This is a genomic window from Klebsiella sp. LY (assembly GCF_004010915.1).
GTDB classification, from domain to species: domain Bacteria; phylum Pseudomonadota; class Gammaproteobacteria; order Enterobacterales; family Enterobacteriaceae; genus Klebsiella; species Klebsiella quasipneumoniae.
The window spans coordinates 2,983,928-3,001,372 of sequence record NZ_CP022444.1 but is presented as its reverse complement, the minus strand read 5'-3'; the positions used below and the strand labels follow the sequence as shown (position 1 = coordinate 3,001,372).

The window sequence follows — 17,445 nt, the reverse complement described above, 5'->3', positions numbered from 1 at the left end:
GATTTCACACGTCAATGACACAATCGATTCAGCAAAAGGGAATAAAAATGAAAAAGACATTGGTTCTGACGGCTATCGCTCTGCTGGTTTCTGGCTCCGCCGCGGCAAAAACATGGGTGCTGACGAGTGCTGAAGAGGGCATGGATAAAGGAAACTGGCAGATCAGCAGCGATCAGCTGAAGGTGAAAGACCATACGTTCAGCATTGAGCAAAAAGTCCTGCACGGCGGCAAGCAGGAAGGCAGCAAAATCCTCACCATTCGCAGTAAAGACGGCCTGACCATCACCCTCAGCCCGACGCGGGGCATGAACTTGCTGCGAGTGGAAGGCTTCGGCAGCCGGATGGGCTGGGATTCGCCGGTCAAAGAGGTTGTTAACCCGGCGTTTATCAACCTGGAGAGCCGCAACGGACTCGGCTGGCTGGAAGGGTTCAACGAGATGATGGTCCGCTGCGGCTATGAGTGGACCGGCCATCCGGTCACCGCGGACGGGCAAATTTATACCCTGCACGGCAAGGCCGGCAACACGCCGGCCTCCCTGGTGGAGGTTGAGGTGGCCGACAGCGCGCCGTATGAAATTCGCGTCCGCGGGCTGGTGAAAGAGAGCACCTTCAAAAAAGCCGATCTGCAGACCATGACCGAGCTGCGCTATATCCCGGGCAGCAACAGCTTCAGCCTGCACGATGTCTTAACCAATCACGCCGACTATCCGCATGATTATCAGATCATCTACCACAGCAACTTCGGTACCCCGATCCTCGAAGAAGGCGCACGTTTCCTCGCCCCGATGTCCAGCATCAGCCCGTTCAATGATTACGCCAAGAGCGGGTTAAAAACCTGGCAAACCTATCAGGGACCGACCAAAGACTTTGACGAGATGGTATTTAATATTCAGCCGCTGGCCGATGAAAATCACCAGACGCTGGCCGCCGTGGTCAACAAGGCTGGCGATAAAGGCGCCTCTATTCAGTTCGACACCCGCCAGCTGCCGGTCCTGACGCTGTGGAAAAACACCGACACCGTCAAACAGGGTTACGTCACCGGTATCGAGCCAGGGACCAGCTACGCCTATCCGGTGACCATTGAACGCGAGCAAAAACGCGTGAAGCAGCTGCAGCCGGGCGCCAGCGCGCAGTTTGATCTGACCTACACCTTGCTGCACGACAGCGCCCAGGTGGCCGCCGTCGAGCAGAAGATCGCGCAGATTCAGGGCGACAATAAAGTGGTGGAGAACGAAACGCCGATCGCCAAAGAGTAAAAATACCCCCAGCCGAACGCCCGGAGCGGTACGCCGCGCCGGGCTACTCCCGCCCCATCACCTCGTGCCCGAGATCCCGGGCAAACTGCTGGTACTGTCGCTCATCGATCGGCTGCGGATAGCTCAGCACCAGCAGCTCATGATCCGCGATGCCCTGATGATAGGTGGGATGACGATGCGCCCAGGGGTTAGCGTGAAATCCCATCGACTGATAAAAGCGCAGTCGTTTATGGGCGATCTCGCTGGTGAGCGGATCGATTTCCAGAATAGTCAGCGGGGCGCGCGTCAGGATCTGCGCCAGCAGCTGTTTACCATAGCCACGGGAGCGCAGCGTATCGTCGATCGCCAGATGTTCGACATAACCGTAGCCGGCAAACAGCCAGCAGCCGCTGAGGCCGATAAATACGTTCTCATCGAACCACGCCTCCAGCGCGTAGTGCGGGTGGCTCAGCGCCTGAAGTTTGGCCTCGCTTTCGCGCTGCTCGTGCCACGGAAAGGCGCGTGCGTAGAGCGCGTCCAGCATGGCGAAATGGGGCGAGTCGGTAGTTAGTACGCTTTCGCAGGTCAGCATCACACCCTCCCTGTTGGTAAAAACAAAACTGCCCTCACGCGGAGGGCAGTGACCGGAGGCGCTCGGGCTTACTCTGCCGCGGCCGCTTTTTGCGCCAGCTTATCCAGCAGCTTTTGATGAATGCCGCCGAAGCCGCCGTTGCTCATCACCAGGATATGGTCGCCAGGATGGGCGGTTTTGACCACCATCTCCGCCAGGGTATCGACGTCGGCGCTCCAGTGGGCCGGCTGGACGCAGGCTTCCGCCACTTCCGCTACCTGCCATGGAATATGCTGCGGCTGCAGGAGGAACACTTCATCGGCGCGGCCAAGGGACGGCGCCAGATCGTCCTTGCAGACGCCCATTTTCATGGTATTAGAGCGCGGCTCCAGCACGGCGAGAATGCGCGCGGTGCCGCCCACTTTGCCGCGCAGCGCCTGCAGCGTGGCGAGGATCGCCGTCGGATGATGAGCGAAATCGTCATACACGGTGACGCCGTTGGCTTCGCCGCGCAGCTCCAGACGACGGCGGGCGTTGATAAAGCTGCCCAGCGCGTTCGCGGCATCCGCCGGCAGTACCCCGACGTGACGCGCCGCGGCAATGGCCATCAGGCCGTTATGCATATTATGTTCGCCGACCAGCGCCCACTTCACCTCGCCGACCTTTTCGCCGTCAAACAGCACTTCCCACTGCGAGGCGTCGGCGTTCAGCTTCTTCGCCTGCCAGTGGCCCTGCTCGCCCACCAGCTCCTGCTCGCTCCAGCAGCCCATCGCCATCACCTGCTTCAGGTTGATGTCGTTCTCCGGCAGGATAATTTTGCCTTTGCCTGGCACGATGCGCACCAGATGGTGGAACTGCTTCTGAATCGCCTTCAGGTCGTCAAAGATATCCGCGTGGTCGAACTCAAGGTTGTTGAGGATCAGCGTCCGCGGGCAGTAGTGAACAAATTTGGAGCGCTTGTCGAAGAAGGCGCAGTCGTATTCATCCGCTTCAATGACGAAGAACGGGCTGTCGCCCAGGCGCGCAGAGACGTCGAAATTGCCCGGAACGCCGCCAATAACGAAGCCCGGCTGGTAACCGCAGGCTTCAAGGATCCAGGTCGCCATGCCGGCGGTGGTGGTTTTGCCATGGGTCCCGGCGACGGCCAGCACCCAGCGATCGCGCAGCACGAAGTCGTGCAGCCACTGCGGGCCGGACATATAGGGAATATTGTTTTCCAGCACCGCTTCAACGCACGGGTTGCCGCGAGTCATGGCGTTACCGATGATCACCAGATCCGGCCGGGGCTCCAGCTGGCTGGGGTCATAGCCCTGAATTAAATCAATCCCCTGGTTTTCCAGCAGGGTGCTCATCGGCGGATAGACGTTAGCATCCGACCCCGTTACCTCATGACCGAGGGAGCGCGCCAGCATGGCCAGGCCCCCCATAAACGTGCCACAGATTCCTAAAATATGAATGCGCATTCGTCATTTCCTTCTCTTATCCGGGGCACATTTTACCCATATCCCGGGCCCTGGCGAAATGCATTTCAGGCGAATCTGTATTTTGCTGGCGCGATTCACCAGTGCGCACTTTTTTGATTCTTTGTTAAGATTGTTGCGTTCGTTTTACTCAACATAAAAATGCAGGGAACGAGTTATGAAAACGTTAGGTGAGTTTATTGTTGAAAAGCAGCACGAGTTCTCCCACGCCACCGGTGAGCTGACTGCTTTGTTGTCAGCAATAAAGCTGGGCGCCAAGATCATCCACCGCGATATCAACAAGGCCGGTCTGGTCGATATCCTGGGTGCCAGCGGTGCTGAAAACGTTCAGGGCGAGGTTCAGCAAAAACTCGATCTGTTCGCTAATGAAAAATTAAAAGCCGCACTGCGAGCACGCGATATTGTTGCCGGGATCGCCTCTGAAGAAGAAGATGAGATTGTCGTCTTCGAAGGGTGTGAACACGCCAAATACGTGGTGCTGATGGACCCTCTGGATGGCTCCTCTAACATCGACGTTAACGTCTCTGTCGGTACGATCTTCTCTATCTATCGCCGTGTGACGCCTGTTGGCACGCCGGTGACAGAAGAAGATTTCCTGCAGCCGGGAAACAAGCAGGTGGCAGCGGGCTATGTGGTCTATGGCTCTTCGACAATGCTGGTGTATACCACCGGCTGCGGCGTCCACGCCTTCACCTATGACCCGTCCCTCGGCGTCTTCTGTCTGTGCCAGGAGCGCATGCGCTTCCCGGAGAAGGGCAATACCTACTCCATTAACGAAGGCAACTACATCAAATTCCCGCAGGGCGTGAAGAAGTACATTAAGTACTGCCAGGAAGAGGACAAAGCGACTCAGCGTCCTTATACCTCACGCTATATCGGCTCTCTGGTGGCGGACTTCCACCGCAACCTGCTGAAAGGCGGCATCTACCTCTATCCAAGCACCGCCAGCCACCCGGATGGTAAGCTGCGCCTGCTGTATGAATGCAACCCGATGGCCTTCCTTGCCGAACAGGCGGGCGGTAAGGCCAGCGATGGTAAAGAGCGTATTCTGGATATTGTTCCGGAAAGCCTGCACCAGCGCCGCTCCTTCTTCGTCGGCAACAACCACATGGTGGAAGACGTCGAGAACTTTATTAAGTCGTTCCCGGACGCCTAAACGCCCTGCCCGCTCCTCCCGCGCCTGCGGGAGGAGCCTCTCGCTTAGCGACTCCCCGCCCCGCTCACCCGCGTCACCGCCGCATTCTGCCGGTTTTCCCACAGCACGGTCAGCCCACGCTGCAGCGCGATAAAGATAAACAGCAAAATGCCGATGGCGATTTTCGTCCACCATGAGCTGAGGGTGCCGTCGAAGTTGATGTAGGTCTGAATCAGCCCCTGGATCGCCACCCCGAACAGGGTTCCCAGCACGGTGCCAACGCCGCCGCTGAGCAGCGTGCCGCCGATCACCACCGAGGCAATGGCGTCCAGCTCCACGCCGACGCCCGCCAGCGCATAGCCCGCCTGGGTATAAATGGAAAAGACGATCCCGGCCAGCGTCGCCAGCCCGGTGGAGAGCATATAGATACGGATTGTGGCGCTGCGGGTGGAAATCCCCATCAGATTCGCCGACGTCGCGTTGCCGCCGATGGCATACACCTGATTGCCGAAGCGGGTGCGGTGGGCGACAAAAATACCGGCCACCACCACCAGCAGCATCAGCAGCCCCATGGCGCTGAGGCGTCCGCCGCCGGGAATGGTCCATGCCAGCCCGGACAGGGTGTCATACACCGGGTGGTTAATCGGAATCGACTCCTCTGACACCAGATAGCTCACGCCGCGCAGGAAGAACATGCCGGCGAGGGTGATGATAAAGGCCGGGATCTTCAGGGCGTCAATCAGCAGCCCCATAAACGCGCCGAAGGCGCAGCCCATCACCAGCACCAGCGGAAACGCCACCAGCGGTGATATTCCCCAAAAGCCAATCGCTTTGGCGAGAAAGACGCCGGTAAAGGCGATCACCGACCCGACAGACAGATCGATCCCGCCGGAGAGGATCACGAAGGTCATGCCCACGGCGATGATCCCGAGGAAGGCGTTATCCGTCAGGATATTGCAGATCACCCGCGTCGAGGCAAAGCCGGGGAATTGCGTCAGGCAGTAGAGATAGCCCAGCACAAACACCGCGAGGGTGATCATCAACGGTAAATTACGTTTTATCATGGCCGCGTACCCCTTTCAGTAAACCGATAAAGCGCGGCGACTGGACAATCAGTACGCACAGCACCACCACCGCTTTCACCACCTGGTTGAGCTCCGGCGGGAAGCCGGAGAGCAAAATCCCGGTGTTCATGCCCTGGATAATCAGCGCCCCCACCACCGACAGCAGCAGGTTGAATCGCCCGCCCATCAGCGAAGCGCCGCCGATGACCACCGCCAGAATGGCGTCCAGCTCCAGCCATAGCCCGGCGTTATTGGCATCCGCGCCGCGAATGTCCGCCGCCACGATGATCCCGGCGATCGCCGCGCAGACGCCGCTCAGGACATAGGCCAGCATCACCACGATGCGGGTATTAACGCCGGCGTTTTTCGCCGCGCGGATATTGATCCCCACCGCTTCGATAAACATGCCCAGCGCCGTTTTACGGGTAAACAGCCAGAACAGCAGCAGCGTAGCAGCGGCGACGATCACTGGCGTCGGAAACAGCAGAAACGATCCGCTGCCAAGCCACGCCAGCGCAGGGGAATCAAAGGTGACGATCTGCCCGGCGGTGATCAACTGCGCTACCCCGCGTCCGGCCACCATCAGGATCAACGTCGCCACAAAGGGCTGGATCTTAAGGACCGCCACGAGGATGCCGTTCCACAGCCCGGCCAGCGCGCCCGCCGCCAGCGAGGCCAGCAGCACCACCGCCAGGCTGTGTCCGGCGACGGTCATCGAGGCGGCCGTCGCGCCGGCAATCGCCATCACCGCCCCCACCGACAGGTCGATTCCGCCGGTGGCGATCACCAGCGTCATGCCGATGGCCAGCAGCGCCACCGGAGCGGCGCGGTTGAGAATATCGATTGGGCTGCCAAACAGGCGGCCATCCTGGAGCACCACCTGATAAAAATGGGGCGCCACCAGGCTGTCGACCAGCAGAACCAGCAGCAGAGCAATGATCTGCGGGGTGCCCTTCGGCCAGGTGAAGCGTCGCTTCTCCGGGCCGGTTTGCGAAAGAGATCGAGGCATCATGAGTTACTCCTTATGCCGCAATAGCGTTCATGATCGCCGGTACAGAGAGCTCGGCGAGCGGGATCTCGGCCACCTGCCGGCGATCGCGCATGATAATGACCCGATCGGCGTAACCCACCAGCTCCTCCAGTTCAGAGGAGATGACCAGCAGCGCCAGACCATCGGCGCAGAGGGTTTCAATCAGGCGAATAATTTCCGCGTGGGCGCCGACGTCAATGCCGCGGGTCGGTTCATCGAGGATCAGGAACTGCGGTTTGGTCAGCAGCCAGCGAGAAAGTAATACCTTCTGCTGGTTGCCGCCGGAGAGAAACTCGATCGGCTGCTCCGCGCTGGGGGTACGGATCCCCAGCTGGCGAATAAAGCGCTCGGCGATCTCGTTCTGTTCACGCCGGGGTATCGGCCGCAGCCAGCCGCGCTGCGCCTGCAGGGCGAGGACGATATTTTCCCGCACCGAAGCGGCGGCGATAATGCCGTCGGTTTTGCGATCCTCCGGACAGAAGCCGATCCCGAGGCAGGAGGCCTGATGCGGAGAGCGCAGGGTTTGCGGTTTGCCTTTGATCCATGCCTTCCCGCTGTCCGCCGTTTTAATGCCGAAGATCACCTCGGCGGTTTCAGTGCGTCCGGAACCCAACAGGCCGGCGAGGCCGACAATTTCGCCCGGACGGACCTGCAGGTCGAACGGGGCGATGGTGCCTTTCTTGCCGTAGCCTTCGAACGCCGCCACCGGCTTATCGCTCAGCAGGGTTCGGCCCGCCCGCTGCAGGGCGTTGTGGTCCAGTTCGCGGCCCAGCATCATTTTCACCAGCTCAATCTGCGGCAGCTCGCGGGTTTCGCGGCAGCCGACGAAGCTGCCGTTGCGCAGCACGGTAATGCGGTCGCTGACCGCATAGACCTGGTCGAGAAAATGGGTGACGAAGATCAGGCTGACGCCGTTATCCCTGAGCTGGCGCATCAGGGTAAACAGCATCTCCACCTCCTGGGTATCGAGGCTGGCGGTGGGCTCGTCGAGGATCAATACCTTGGCCGACAGGTCGATAGCCCGACAGATAGCGACGATCTGCTGCATCGCCACTGAAAAGCGGTTCAGCGGCTCGCGCACATCGAGGGAAAAGCCGTAGGAGGCCATCAGCGCCGTCGCCCTGGCCTCCATCTCTTTACGTCGCAGCAGGCCAAACCGCCGCGGCTCACGGCCGATAAACAGGTTGTCCGCCACCGACATATTCGGCAGCAGGTTCACTTCCTGATAAACGGTGCCGATCCCCAGCTGCTGGGCATGGGCGGTATTTTTCGGGGAAATGGCCTGGCCTTCCAGCCAGATGGTGCCGCGATCGGCATGGTAAACGCCGGTAAGCGCTTTGATCAGCGTCGATTTTCCGGCGCCGTTTTCGCCCAACAGGGCCATGATTTCGCCGCGCCGCAGGCTAAAGTTGACGTTATCCAGCGCCTTAACGCCGGGGAAGAATTTACTGAGTCCTTCGGTGCGAAGGATCTCCTGGTGTGCCTCGGCGCTCATAATCGATATCACCTTCAAATGATGTCAGGTTGCCCCGGTTCGCGCTCTGCTTGCCGGGGTTACTGGAACGCTGCCTGTTACCCTCTCCGCTTGCGGAGAGGGCCGGGATGAGGGGCTAGCCACTCAGTAGCCCATATTTTTCTTCTTCTCTAACTCTTCTTTCGCCGTATCCGGCAGATACAGCGTCGATTTGGTAATGGTCAGCTTCTCCGGCAGGGTGCCGTCTTTTTTGTATTTCTCCAGCGCATCAAACGCCGGGCCGGCCATATTCGGCGTCAGCTCGACGCTGGCGTTGGCTTCGCCGGCGATCATCGCTTTATAGATATCCGGCACGCCGTCGATGGAGCCGGTGAGAATATCTTTGCCCGGCTTCAGACCGGCTTCTTTAATGGCCTGGATGGCGCCGATGGCCATATCGTCGTTATGAGCGAATACCATGCAGATGTTTTTGCCGTTATTCTCCGCCTTGATAAAGCTCTCCATGACCTCTTTCCCTTTGCTGCGGGTGAAGTCGCCGGACTGAGAGCGGATAATTTTGATATTCGACGCTTTGGCGATAGCGTCGGCGAAGCCTTTCTTACGGTCGATGGCCACGCTGGCCCCGACGGTGCCCTGCAGTTCAACGACGTTACACGGCTTACCGTCGACGGTTTTCACCAGCCAGTCGCCAATCAGCTGGCCTTCCAGCACGTTGTTGGCGGTCACGGTGGTCATGTAGAGATCTTTATCTTTCACATCAATGGAACGGTCGAGGAGGAAGACCGGTATCTTGGCCTCTTTCGCCTCTTTCAGCACCGGCTCCCAGCCGGTGGCCACCACCGGCGCAATGAAGATCGCGTCAACCCCCTGGGCGATAAAGGAGCGCACCGCTTTGATCTGGTTTTCCTGTTTTTGCTGACCATCAGCGATCTTCAGCGTAATACCGCGCTTGGCGGCTTCCTCTTTCGCGACGCTGGTTTCCGCCGCACGCCAGCCGGATTCAGAACCGACCTGCGAAAAACCTACGGTTAGCGGGGCAGCTATCGCCATAGACGACATAGCTGCGGAAACTGCTGTGACAAGAAGTAAGCGCTTCCACATAAGGGTATCCTCGTAGGGTTATTGTTGGTTAAAGTCTCACCTGCGGACAAACTATAGACAATCGGTGATGTAACTGAATGCGTTACATCACACTTCAAAAAAGTAAATGAGATGTTAATGACAGCCCAATAGCCCAGCGGAGAGCGGATAAGGCTTCGCGGGGAGCGCGGCAGCGGCGGTTTGTGACGTTTTTTTAAGCAGTTTGATAAATCAATCACATGCAATGAAAACGGTTACATAAATTTATTCATGATGTGGCTATGTTTATGGATTTTCATGTCATTATGGCGTGCAAAATTCAGAGCACTCCGCGGCGAGATCGGGAAAAAGAAGCGAAGACATTCGATGTGAGTTGGCTATAATACCGAGCACTTGTTTGCCATACATTTTAAAGGAAACAGACATGAGCTTACTCAACGTACCTGCGGGCAAAGATCTGCCGGAAGACATCTACGTCGTGATCGAGATCCCGGCGAACGCAGATCCTATCAAATACGAAGTCGACAAAGAGAGCGGTGCACTGTTCGTTGACCGTTTCATGTCCACAGCGATGTTCTATCCGTGCAACTACGGCTACATCAACCACACCCTGTCCCTGGACGGCGACCCGGTTGACGTGCTGGTCCCGACCCCGTACCCGCTGCAGCCGGGCTCTGTGATCCGCTGCCGTCCGGTTGGCGTTCTGAAGATGACCGACGAATCCGGTGAAGACGCGAAACTGGTTGCCGTACCGCACACCAAGCTGAGCAAAGAATACGATCACATCAATGATGTGAACGACCTGCCGGAACTGCTGAAAGCACAGATCACTCACTTTTTTGAGCACTACAAAGATCTGGAAAAAGGCAAGTGGGTTAAAGTCGACGGTTGGGACAACGCGGAAGCGGCGAAAGCCGAAATCGTTGCCTCTTTCGAGCGCGCTAAGCAGAAGTAATTCTGTCTCAGGCAGGGTCATCCCCTGCCTGATTGCGGCACGGATTGCCGCGATAACACCATGGAGGGTGTCCCGTGAAAAGCGTTCGCTATTTCACTCTTAACTTTTCTGGCTTCACGACCGCCGCCTCTGAAAAACAGGGGTATCTGCGCCTTATCGCCGGCGAGCATGTCTTTTATACCGATAAACGCTATTTTAACGACCCCTCGCTTTTTGACCGTCTGAAGATCAATCAGCCCCTGCATCTTGGCGCCCGCCGCCTGGACAACGGCAGTTACTGGATCCACTGGCTCAGCGATGGCGAAACGCTCCTTGAGCCCAGTCAATACGTAAAGCGCTGGGCCCGGCCACTGCTGTTTATCAGCCTGCTGACGCTCATCATCACCCTTATCCCGCTCATGGTGAGCGCCTCAGAATGGGGAAAGTTCGGCTGCGGCATTATCGCGATACTGGCCTTCATCGCGCTGTTAACCGGGCTCTACGAGCTTCTGTTCCACCCGGCGCTAAAACGGCACCCCGCCATGCGCGATCTGCTGGCGAAGATGGCGCTGGCCCGCCGACGCGACGTCTCCTTTTGCCAGTCGCTACCCGCCACGACGCAAGCCCTCCGCCAGTCGGCAATGCCTTTTACGCAAGCCCTGCCGGAACGCTATGCCGCTCAGGCAGACATCATCATCGACGCCCACTTTAAGAAGTGGTATGCAGGCAATCCAACCCGCGAATATCACGGCCTCGGGATACAATGCGGTTCCCTGCCGCTGGCCTTCTGGTGGCAGGCAGGCTGCGCTAATTTCGCGCTGCATCCGGTGTTTTACCGTTGTCAGCCGCCGTTTCTTGCCACCGGCGATCGCATCCTCGCCGTATACGAGCGCGACAGCCGGGCGATCCATGCGCTATACAATGCCAGCGACGGCGCGGCTTATATAAAAAACCATCCGCTCTATCCTGGACGCCGACAGCTGTCGCTGCTCTATTACCTGTTTTACGGCCTCGCGCTGGTGATGTATCTGTTATTTCTCGGAGTAGAACTCGTCAGCGCCCTTCAGTCAGGCCGGCGCGTCTGGTGGCAGGTTCAGGATTCGCTGGACATGCTGTCCTTATTGTTACTCTGTTTTGGTGGGGTACTGGCGGTGCTGGAGCTGATAGGCCCAACGGCCTGGTTATTGTCACGCCGGGTGGCTGACTGGCTGAAGCTGCGATCGGCGATGCGGCGTTACCTGCGGGGGGCTGCCCCTCCTACCACGCTCGAGGAGGTCATGTAATGTTTAGCACCCCAACACGACGATTATTATTCCTCGCGCTGACGACGCTGGCTTCCACAGCGTGGCTGGCGAAGGATTATCTTCCGCTCTGGTAAGAGGTAGGCGCAGAAAAAAACAACGCCACCCGAAGGTGGCGCTGTCATGGTTAATACTGGTCGCGATCCAACCAGTTGCCGTTCGCTATCAACGTACAACCCTCAACGGAACGTTGATAGACATACATCCATGCGCTGCCGTAAGGCGTCTGAATCAGGTGGCGCGCATACTCGCCCCCCTTGGTGCGCAGCGCATCCAGTTCGGCCAGCGTCGATGCATCAATACGATAAACTTCACCATGTACTGTGCCTTCGCCGGGCACCGCGCCTGGATAGTGGCCCAGGCTGTACAGCTGATAATCGTCGACACTATGAGCGCCCAGCCACTGGGCGTTGGTCATCCAGTGGCTGTTGCCTTGTTTGCGTCGTAAACTGCCGTAAACAAATATTCGCATTGCTAAAACTCAAACTGATAGAGCAAATCGAGCGCCTGGTCGATGCCAGACACCGCTTCCACATATAGCTTAGGCATCAGGCGATAACGTAAAGTCAGCGTCGCCAGGGAATCGAAGATACCGACCCCGTATTTTACCTGCAGACCCGGCAGTACATAGCCGCTGACCACCACCTGGGAAGAGTCGCCTACCCCTTCGGTGTCCAACGCCAAATTGCTTACGCCAAACGTCTCGCCGATTTTACCCACAACCTGACCACTTTGTGCAACCCCCATACCAATAAGCATTGAGGTCATCGCGGCGCTATCGCTCTGTCCGCTGCTCAAACCCTGGCCGCGCAGCAGATAAGACAGCGCTTCCTGCTGGGACATAACCGGGTCAGAGAAGATCTCCGCTTTCGGCTGATCGGCGGAGCCGGTGACGCGAACGCCGGCGATCACGTCGTCTTCGGTGGCATCCGGGTTACGAATTGCTTCGATATTCAGCAATGGCTGATCCGGCGGACCGGAGAACAGCAGTTCCCCTTTGCGCACAATCAAATCCTGGCCATAGGCGTGGAAGCGGCCGTCCGGAATATTGATCTGCCCGTTGAGTCCCAGCCCCTGCTTGTCCTGCGCCACTTTCAGATCGCCGGTCAGACGCGCTTTCAGACCGAAGGCTTCCAGACGAACGTTGTTGCCGACGTGGATCGTCAGGTTGCTGTTGATCGGGATCCCGGCGCTCTGCTGATTAATCGGCTTGAGGTTTTTGTCGAGCATCACTTCATCAGAAGACACGCCAACCGCGCTCTCCGGCACCTCGTTGACCACGATCCGCGCCCAGGGCACATCCACCTTGCCATCGAGGTTGAACAGGCTTGGCGTGGCGGTAAACACCACGTCCGGCGATACATCGAGACGGACCATCGGCGGCACCGTGATCCGCACCCGGCTGCCTTTCGCCGCAATTTGCGCCCGCCAGTTATCGATCTGCGTCCAGTCGGCGTTGCCGCTGAGGGCGATTTGCCCCTGACGGGTGTTCACCGTCCCCTGCAGGGTCGAGCGCGTGCCGTTGAAGTTCATCGCCAGCTGGCTCGGCTGCATATCAAACGGCATAAAGTTGCCGTCGATATCCACCCCGCTTAACTGCATCTGGCCGAACAGCTGCGGACTCTTCACGTTGCCGCCCAGGCGCAGACGGGCGTTGAGCCTTCCCTCCGCCTTTTCACCGCGGGCGAAAATCGGGTTGATCATCGCCAGCGAGAAGTTGCTGATATTGACGTTGCCGCCGAGGTTACGCCGCCCCTGCGGGTCGGTGACCTGCACCTGCCCATCCAGCTGGCCATTGTTGGTCAGGCGGATAAGCCAGCCCAGCTCCGCGCGATTGTTATGCAGGTCGGCGCTGAGGTTCAGCGTATCGAATGCCACCGGCAGCGGGGCGTCATTGACCACCTGGGTCACTTTGACGTTGCGCCCGCTGAGGGTCACTTTACCCTGCGGCAGCCCCTCTTTGGTGGTGTCCCAGCTGACATCGGCATTACCGGTAAAGACGCCGCTGGCCTGGGTCGCCTCCGGCATAAACGGCTTGAGCATCGCCAGGTCGAAGCGGTTGAGATTCACCCGCGCCCTCCCGCTGGCGCCTGCGTCAATGGTCTCAGGCACGCAGAGCTCGGCGTTCGGGTTGGTCCAGCAGTGTGGCCCGATGCTGATTTTCTGCTCCTGGTTGCGATAGTCCAGCGCGATACTGCGCGTCAGCGCCACCGGCCCCACCGGCGTCTGGAAGCGGGTATCGCTTAGCGCGCCTCTCCAGCGCTCGGCCTGACGATCGAAGCTGCCCGCCAGCGCCAGCTGGCCGGAAACCGGATCGCCTTGCACCCGCAGCCGCAGCTCATGCTGCTTCTCAGTGCCTTTGGCATTGAGCTGCACCAGGCTGATATTCACCCCCGACTGGCTGATGCGATCCACCCGTACGTCCAGGTTGCCGCCAATCTGATCGGTGGATTTCACATCCCCTTTGACGTTGACCTGGGCGATGGTCAGCTCCTGCCAGCGCAGCGCCCGGGCGGTGATGTCCGCCAGCAGCTGCGGCGCATCGACAGTGCCGCGCACTTTCACCAGCCCCTTCGCCGTCCCGCCGAGCCCCGGCAGCGCATTATCCAGGTGCGGCGCATCGATGGTGGCGTCGAGATTCAGATCCTTCACCCCCAGCTCGCCTTTGATATCGGCGCTGTTCGGGCCTAACGCCAGATGCAGCCCCGGGATTTTCCACTGCAGATAGCTGTTGCCCTGCAGCGAGCCCGAAACATCCACCTTGTTCTGTTTCACGTTGCCGGTAATTTTCAGCTCCGGCACCGACATCTGCCAGCTGCCGCCGTACAGGCTGCCCTGGGTCTTGATCCTGCCATTGAGCTTCGATGGCCAGTCCGGCACCTCTTTGGCGGTGTTGATGCCGTCGAGGGTCAGCTCGCCGCGCCAGCTGATCGCCTGCTGCCAGTCGAGGAGCGCTTTCAGCTCGGTTTTCCCTTCCTGGGCATTGACCGTCAGCTTGTCGAGATTGATCTGCCGCTCATTGCCTTTGGCGTTGAGGGCGATTTTCGCCGGCGGCAGCGACTGGCCTTTCACCGCGGTGGAGAAGGCCAGCGCGTAGTCGGTCATTTTGCCGCTGAACTTCAGCTGGACGTCGTCGGCCTGGAACTGCTTCTCGCCGCTGAACGGCCAGGCGAGCTGCTTACTCTTCAGCTCCATATTGAGCGGCAGCCCGGCCTCCGCCAGCTGCGCGTCCGCCCGCAGCGTGGCCGCGACCGGCCCGCTTAAGTCCACTCCGACCTTAAGCGTTTTACGTATCTCGCCGCCCACCTTCAGCTGCACCTTCTCCCCTTTCATCGGGTCGACGTTCAGCGTTCCGGCGAGGGTGATGTCTACCGGCCAGTTATCCTGTAGCTGGGCGCTGCCCGAAGCGCTGACCTTGCCCTGATCGGAGTCGATGTCGAGGGCGTCGAGCTTCATCTGCCCGTCGATACTGCTGACTTTCAGCAGCAGGTTGTACACGGTGATATCGGTATCGCCGGTCAGGCGCAGCTGCTCGCCGCGGAACGCCTGAATATTGAGGTTAAGCGGCAGATGGACATCGGTCATCGCCGGCAGCACCGGCTGCGAGAAGAGGTCGGTCATCGTCTCGCCGAGCGGTTTCTCCTGCGGCCGCGGGTTGTCGATTTTCGGCTCGACCACCTGCTCCTGCGCCACTTTCGCCACCTTCGGCAGAGCGATCAGCAGCCCCTGCAGCGAGGTCGGCGTCAGGGTCAGGTTTTTCTCCTGCCAGTTCAGGCCGGTGGAAAAATCGCGCACGGAGACCGCGGTATCGTCGATTTTGACGTTGATGTTATGCAGCGCGACGCGGCTGAGGGCGATCGGATAAGGGGTGGAGAGATTCAGCGGCCCGCTCTCCTCTTCCTCGACCGGCGCAGAGGGCGGCATCTTCTTCGTATCGACGGCGACGTAAATATCGCGCAGCGAGATGTCGTTTACGCACAGACTGCTGTCCCACAGACAGCGCAGCCTGACGCTGAGATGAAACTGGCCGGCGGTCACCGCCACGCCGGGCTGCTCATAGCGGACATTATCGAGGGTTAAATCACGCCAGCCGCCGGTCACTTTGCCGATTTCCAGCCCCGGCACCCAGCGATCCGCCGCTTTGAACACCAGATGCAAGCCGGTGGTGGTGCCCACCAGGAACCCGACGGTGCCCAGCAGGAGAACCAACACGATTAAGACGCCGAGGCTTATCTTCTTCCATAAACTCATAATTCAGGCCCCAGACCGATGTAAAACTGTAAACCATGCTCTTCTTTGTCGCCGATTGGCCGGGCGATATCCAGCTTGATCGGCCCCACCGGCGACTGCCAGCGCACGCCTACCCCGGCGCCGGTTTTGAAATCACTCTCGCGAATATCGCTGACCGCTTCGCCGCTATCGACAAACACGGCGCCCCACCACTTGCCACTGACGTTGTACTGATATTCCAGCGAGCCGGTGGCCAGCTTCGAGGCCCCGATCAGCTTGCCGTTATCGTCCTTCGGCGAGATGGATTTGTATTTATAGCCGCGAATACTGCGATCGCCCCCGGCGAAAAAACGCAGGTCCGGCGGCACCTTGTCAAAGTTGTCCGCTTCGATCCAACCCAGGTTGCCGCGCACCACAAAGCGGTGGCGGTCATAGAGGGTACGGATCCAGACGTCCTGAGCCTGCATCACGATAAAGTTGATGTCCGAGCCCCACATGGTGTTGGAGTAGTCCACCGAGTAGCGCTGCGAATCGCCCCAGGTAGGCATCAGGCCGCCGCGGGAGCGAGTGCGGTTCACCGAGACCCCCGGGTAAATCAGCATGGTGGTGTTGGTGACGTTCGCCTGGGTAAAGTGGTCCAGGCTCCAGCGCAGGTTAATCGCCCGCTGCCAGCCGCTCGACATCTCCCAGAAACGCGACAACCCCAAGGTGGTGGAGTCGGCCTGGGTGTCATTGAGATCGGTACGCTTAAAGCCGCCCTGCATCAGATAGTACTGCTCGAGCGGGCTCTTGAGCAGCGGGACTTTATAGGTGAAGTCAAACTGCTGCTCCGGGGCGGAGAGGCTGACGCTGGAGGTCAGGCTGTGGCCATAGGAGTTCATCCACGGTTTTTTCCACGTGGCTTTCACCCGCGGACCGACGTCTGTGGAGAACCCTACCCCGGTTTCCACGGTGTTCTCTTTGCGTGGCGAGACAACGCCCTGCAGAGGCAGCACCTTGGTTTTCCGTGACTTAGCAAAATCAGGCGCCACCACCACCGAACTGAACCACCCGGTCGCCGCCAGGCGGCGGTTTAACTCGGCCAGGTCCTGCGAGGTGTAGTAGTCGCCCTCTTTAAACGGCACGAGGTTTTGCAGGTATTCATCGCGAATTTGCGATCCGGAGAAGGTGACGTGGCCAAAGCGATAGCGTTCGCCGCTGTCGTAATCGATATCCCAGAACGCCTGATGACGGTCGAGGGAGACCCCAAGCTGGCTTTTATTGAACTCGCTGTCAAAGTAGCCTTTGCGCAGGGCGACGCGGGTCAATGAGCTCTTGAAACCGTCGTAATCGCCGTGGTTGAGCACCGTCCCGATGGCCGGGCGGGTTTTCAACAGCGCCAGATAGTCGCTGTCGGTGCGGGCGCCGCCGCGCAGAATCACCTCGGTTCCGCCAATGCGCACCGGCTCACCCGGGGTCACTTTGGCGATCAGCACCTGACGGCCCCTTTTCGGCGGCGGACGCAGATCAAATTCAATCGTCGGCTCGTAATATCCCAGCGCTTTCAGACCTTCCCGAATGGCGTCATCGACGCGCGCGCGAAAGCGACGATCCGGCGTGACCTCATCACTCTGGATGGTGGAAAGCTGGGCGCGAACGTTTTTCTCCAGCTCTCCGGATAATCCCTCAACCTGCAAACGCACATTCGCTGCGCTGGCGACCCCGCTGACCAGCAAAAGGCTGGTGACACATAACTGGCGGATTTTTAGCACATTTTCTCCTGAATATCCCTGTTTCCCCCTACAGGAAACACTGGCGCCGCTCCACGGCTTAACAAAACCCTAACAACTTAGGGTTGAAAAAGTGGCAATAACCCAAATAATTCTTATGTATTAATCTAGACGTATTACGCGTATTTATTGTGTTAAAAG

The 17,445-nt window shown here is 58.9% G+C and carries 13 protein-coding genes; 4 read left to right on the top strand and 9 right to left on the bottom strand.

What is annotated here, in order from left to right; genetic code table 11:
* Nucleotides 1-47: 47 nt before the first annotated feature.
* Nucleotides 48-1,256: an aldose 1-epimerase family protein gene (locus CE636_RS17565; protein WP_017900577.1), complete on the top strand. Its 1,209-nt coding sequence runs from the start codon at nt 48-50 to the stop codon at nt 1,254-1,256.
* A gap of 43 nt (nt 1,257-1,299) precedes the next feature.
* Here the strand turns inward: CE636_RS17565 and CE636_RS17560 are convergent, their stop codons facing one another.
* Both CE636_RS17560 and mpl read right to left on the bottom strand, forming a co-directional pair.
* Complete coding sequence (locus tag CE636_RS17560; RefSeq protein ID WP_017900578.1) at nt 1,300-1,827, bottom strand: GNAT family N-acetyltransferase; 528 nt, start codon at nt 1,825-1,827, stop codon at nt 1,300-1,302.
* 68 nt (nt 1,828-1,895) lie between these two features.
* Complete coding sequence (mpl, locus tag CE636_RS17555; protein WP_004206494.1) at nt 1,896-3,269, bottom strand: UDP-N-acetylmuramate:L-alanyl-gamma-D-glutamyl-meso-diaminopimelate ligase; 1,374 nt, start codon at nt 3,267-3,269, stop codon at nt 1,896-1,898.
* A gap of 175 nt (nt 3,270-3,444) precedes the next feature.
* Between mpl and fbp the strand changes: the two genes are divergently transcribed.
* The gene (gene fbp, locus CE636_RS17550; protein WP_004206493.1) at nt 3,445-4,443 is read left to right on the top strand and encodes a class 1 fructose-bisphosphatase; all 999 of its coding nucleotides are present in this window, start codon (nt 3,445-3,447) and stop codon (nt 4,441-4,443) included.
* A 44-nt stretch (nt 4,444-4,487) separates the two neighbouring features.
* Here fbp and yjfF read toward each other — a convergent pair whose 3' ends face one another.
* From yjfF to ytfQ, 4 genes are all read right to left on the bottom strand, one after another.
* Nucleotides 4,488-5,486, bottom strand: a complete 999-nt coding sequence (gene yjfF / locus CE636_RS17545) for a galactofuranose ABC transporter, permease protein YjfF (protein ID WP_002886825.1) — start codon at nt 5,484-5,486, stop codon at nt 4,488-4,490.
* Nucleotides 5,473-6,498 (bottom strand): galactofuranose ABC transporter, ATP-binding protein YtfT, encoded by a 1,026-nt coding sequence (gene ytfT, locus CE636_RS17540; protein WP_004206491.1) that lies wholly within the window; start codon nt 6,496-6,498, stop codon nt 5,473-5,475. The genes yjfF and ytfT overlap by 14 nt, the downstream gene beginning before the upstream one ends.
* Before the next feature lie 10 nt (nt 6,499-6,508).
* On the bottom strand, nt 6,509-8,011 hold the full coding sequence (gene ytfR, locus CE636_RS17535; protein ID WP_008807146.1) for a galactofuranose ABC transporter, ATP-binding protein YtfR: 1,503 nt from the start codon (nt 8,009-8,011) through the stop codon (nt 6,509-6,511).
* A gap of 123 nt (nt 8,012-8,134) precedes the next feature.
* Complete coding sequence (gene ytfQ / locus CE636_RS17530; protein ID WP_002886769.1) at nt 8,135-9,091, bottom strand: galactofuranose ABC transporter, galactofuranose-binding protein YtfQ; 957 nt, start codon at nt 9,089-9,091, stop codon at nt 8,135-8,137.
* Nucleotides 9,092-9,494: 403 nt separating this feature from the next.
* Between ytfQ and ppa the strand changes: the two genes are divergently transcribed.
* On the top strand, nt 9,495-10,025 hold the full coding sequence (gene ppa / locus CE636_RS17525) for an inorganic diphosphatase (RefSeq protein WP_002886766.1): 531 nt from the start codon (nt 9,495-9,497) through the stop codon (nt 10,023-10,025).
* Nucleotides 10,026-10,099: 74 nt separating this feature from the next.
* The gene (locus CE636_RS17520) at nt 10,100-11,287 is read left to right on the top strand and encodes a hypothetical protein (RefSeq protein WP_017900579.1); all 1,188 of its coding nucleotides are present in this window, start codon (nt 10,100-10,102) and stop codon (nt 11,285-11,287) included.
* Between the two features lie 145 nt (nt 11,288-11,432).
* Here CE636_RS17520 and CE636_RS17515 read toward each other — a convergent pair whose 3' ends face one another.
* Genes CE636_RS17515 through tamA form a run of 3 tightly spaced genes read right to left on the bottom strand, consistent with a single transcriptional unit; the run spans nt 11,433 to nt 17,286 of the window.
* Nucleotides 11,433-11,777, bottom strand: coding sequence for a gamma-glutamylcyclotransferase family protein (locus tag CE636_RS17515; RefSeq protein ID WP_002886724.1), 345 nt, complete (start codon nt 11,775-11,777; stop codon nt 11,433-11,435).
* A 2-nt stretch (nt 11,778-11,779) separates the two neighbouring features.
* Nucleotides 11,780-15,556 (bottom strand): autotransporter assembly complex protein TamB, encoded by a 3,777-nt coding sequence (tamB, locus tag CE636_RS17510; protein WP_017900581.1) that lies wholly within the window; start codon nt 15,554-15,556, stop codon nt 11,780-11,782.
* The gene (tamA, locus tag CE636_RS17505) at nt 15,553-17,286 is read right to left on the bottom strand and encodes an autotransporter assembly complex protein TamA (RefSeq protein WP_017900582.1); all 1,734 of its coding nucleotides are present in this window, start codon (nt 17,284-17,286) and stop codon (nt 15,553-15,555) included. The genes tamB and tamA overlap by 4 nt, the downstream gene beginning before the upstream one ends.
* Nucleotides 17,287-17,445: the final 159 nt, after the last annotated feature.

Coding starts and splice junctions, on each gene's coding strand:
- tamB (WP_017900581.1), bottom strand. CDS start 15,556: ATGAGTTTATGGAAGAAGATAAGCCTCGGCGTCTTAATCGTGTTGGTT.
- ytfT (WP_004206491.1), bottom strand. CDS start 6,498: ATGATGCCTCGATCTCTTTCGCAAACCGGCCCGGAGAAGCGACGCTTC.
- yjfF (WP_002886825.1), bottom strand. CDS start 5,486: ATGATAAAACGTAATTTACCGTTGATGATCACCCTCGCGGTGTTTGTG.
- ytfQ (WP_002886769.1), bottom strand. CDS start 9,091: ATGTGGAAGCGCTTACTTCTTGTCACAGCAGTTTCCGCAGCTATGTCG.
- fbp (WP_004206493.1), top strand. CDS start 3,445: ATGAAAACGTTAGGTGAGTTTATTGTTGAAAAGCAGCACGAGTTCTCC.
- CE636_RS17565 (WP_017900577.1), top strand. CDS start 48: ATGAAAAAGACATTGGTTCTGACGGCTATCGCTCTGCTGGTTTCTGGC.
- CE636_RS17515 (WP_002886724.1), bottom strand. CDS start 11,777: ATGCGAATATTTGTTTACGGCAGTTTACGACGCAAACAAGGCAACAGC.
- mpl (WP_004206494.1), bottom strand. CDS start 3,269: ATGCGCATTCATATTTTAGGAATCTGTGGCACGTTTATGGGGGGCCTG.
- ytfR (WP_008807146.1), bottom strand. CDS start 8,011: ATGAGCGCCGAGGCACACCAGGAGATCCTTCGCACCGAAGGACTCAGT.
- CE636_RS17560 (WP_017900578.1), bottom strand. CDS start 1,827: ATGCTGACCTGCGAAAGCGTACTAACTACCGACTCGCCCCATTTCGCC.
- ppa (WP_002886766.1), top strand. CDS start 9,495: ATGAGCTTACTCAACGTACCTGCGGGCAAAGATCTGCCGGAAGACATC.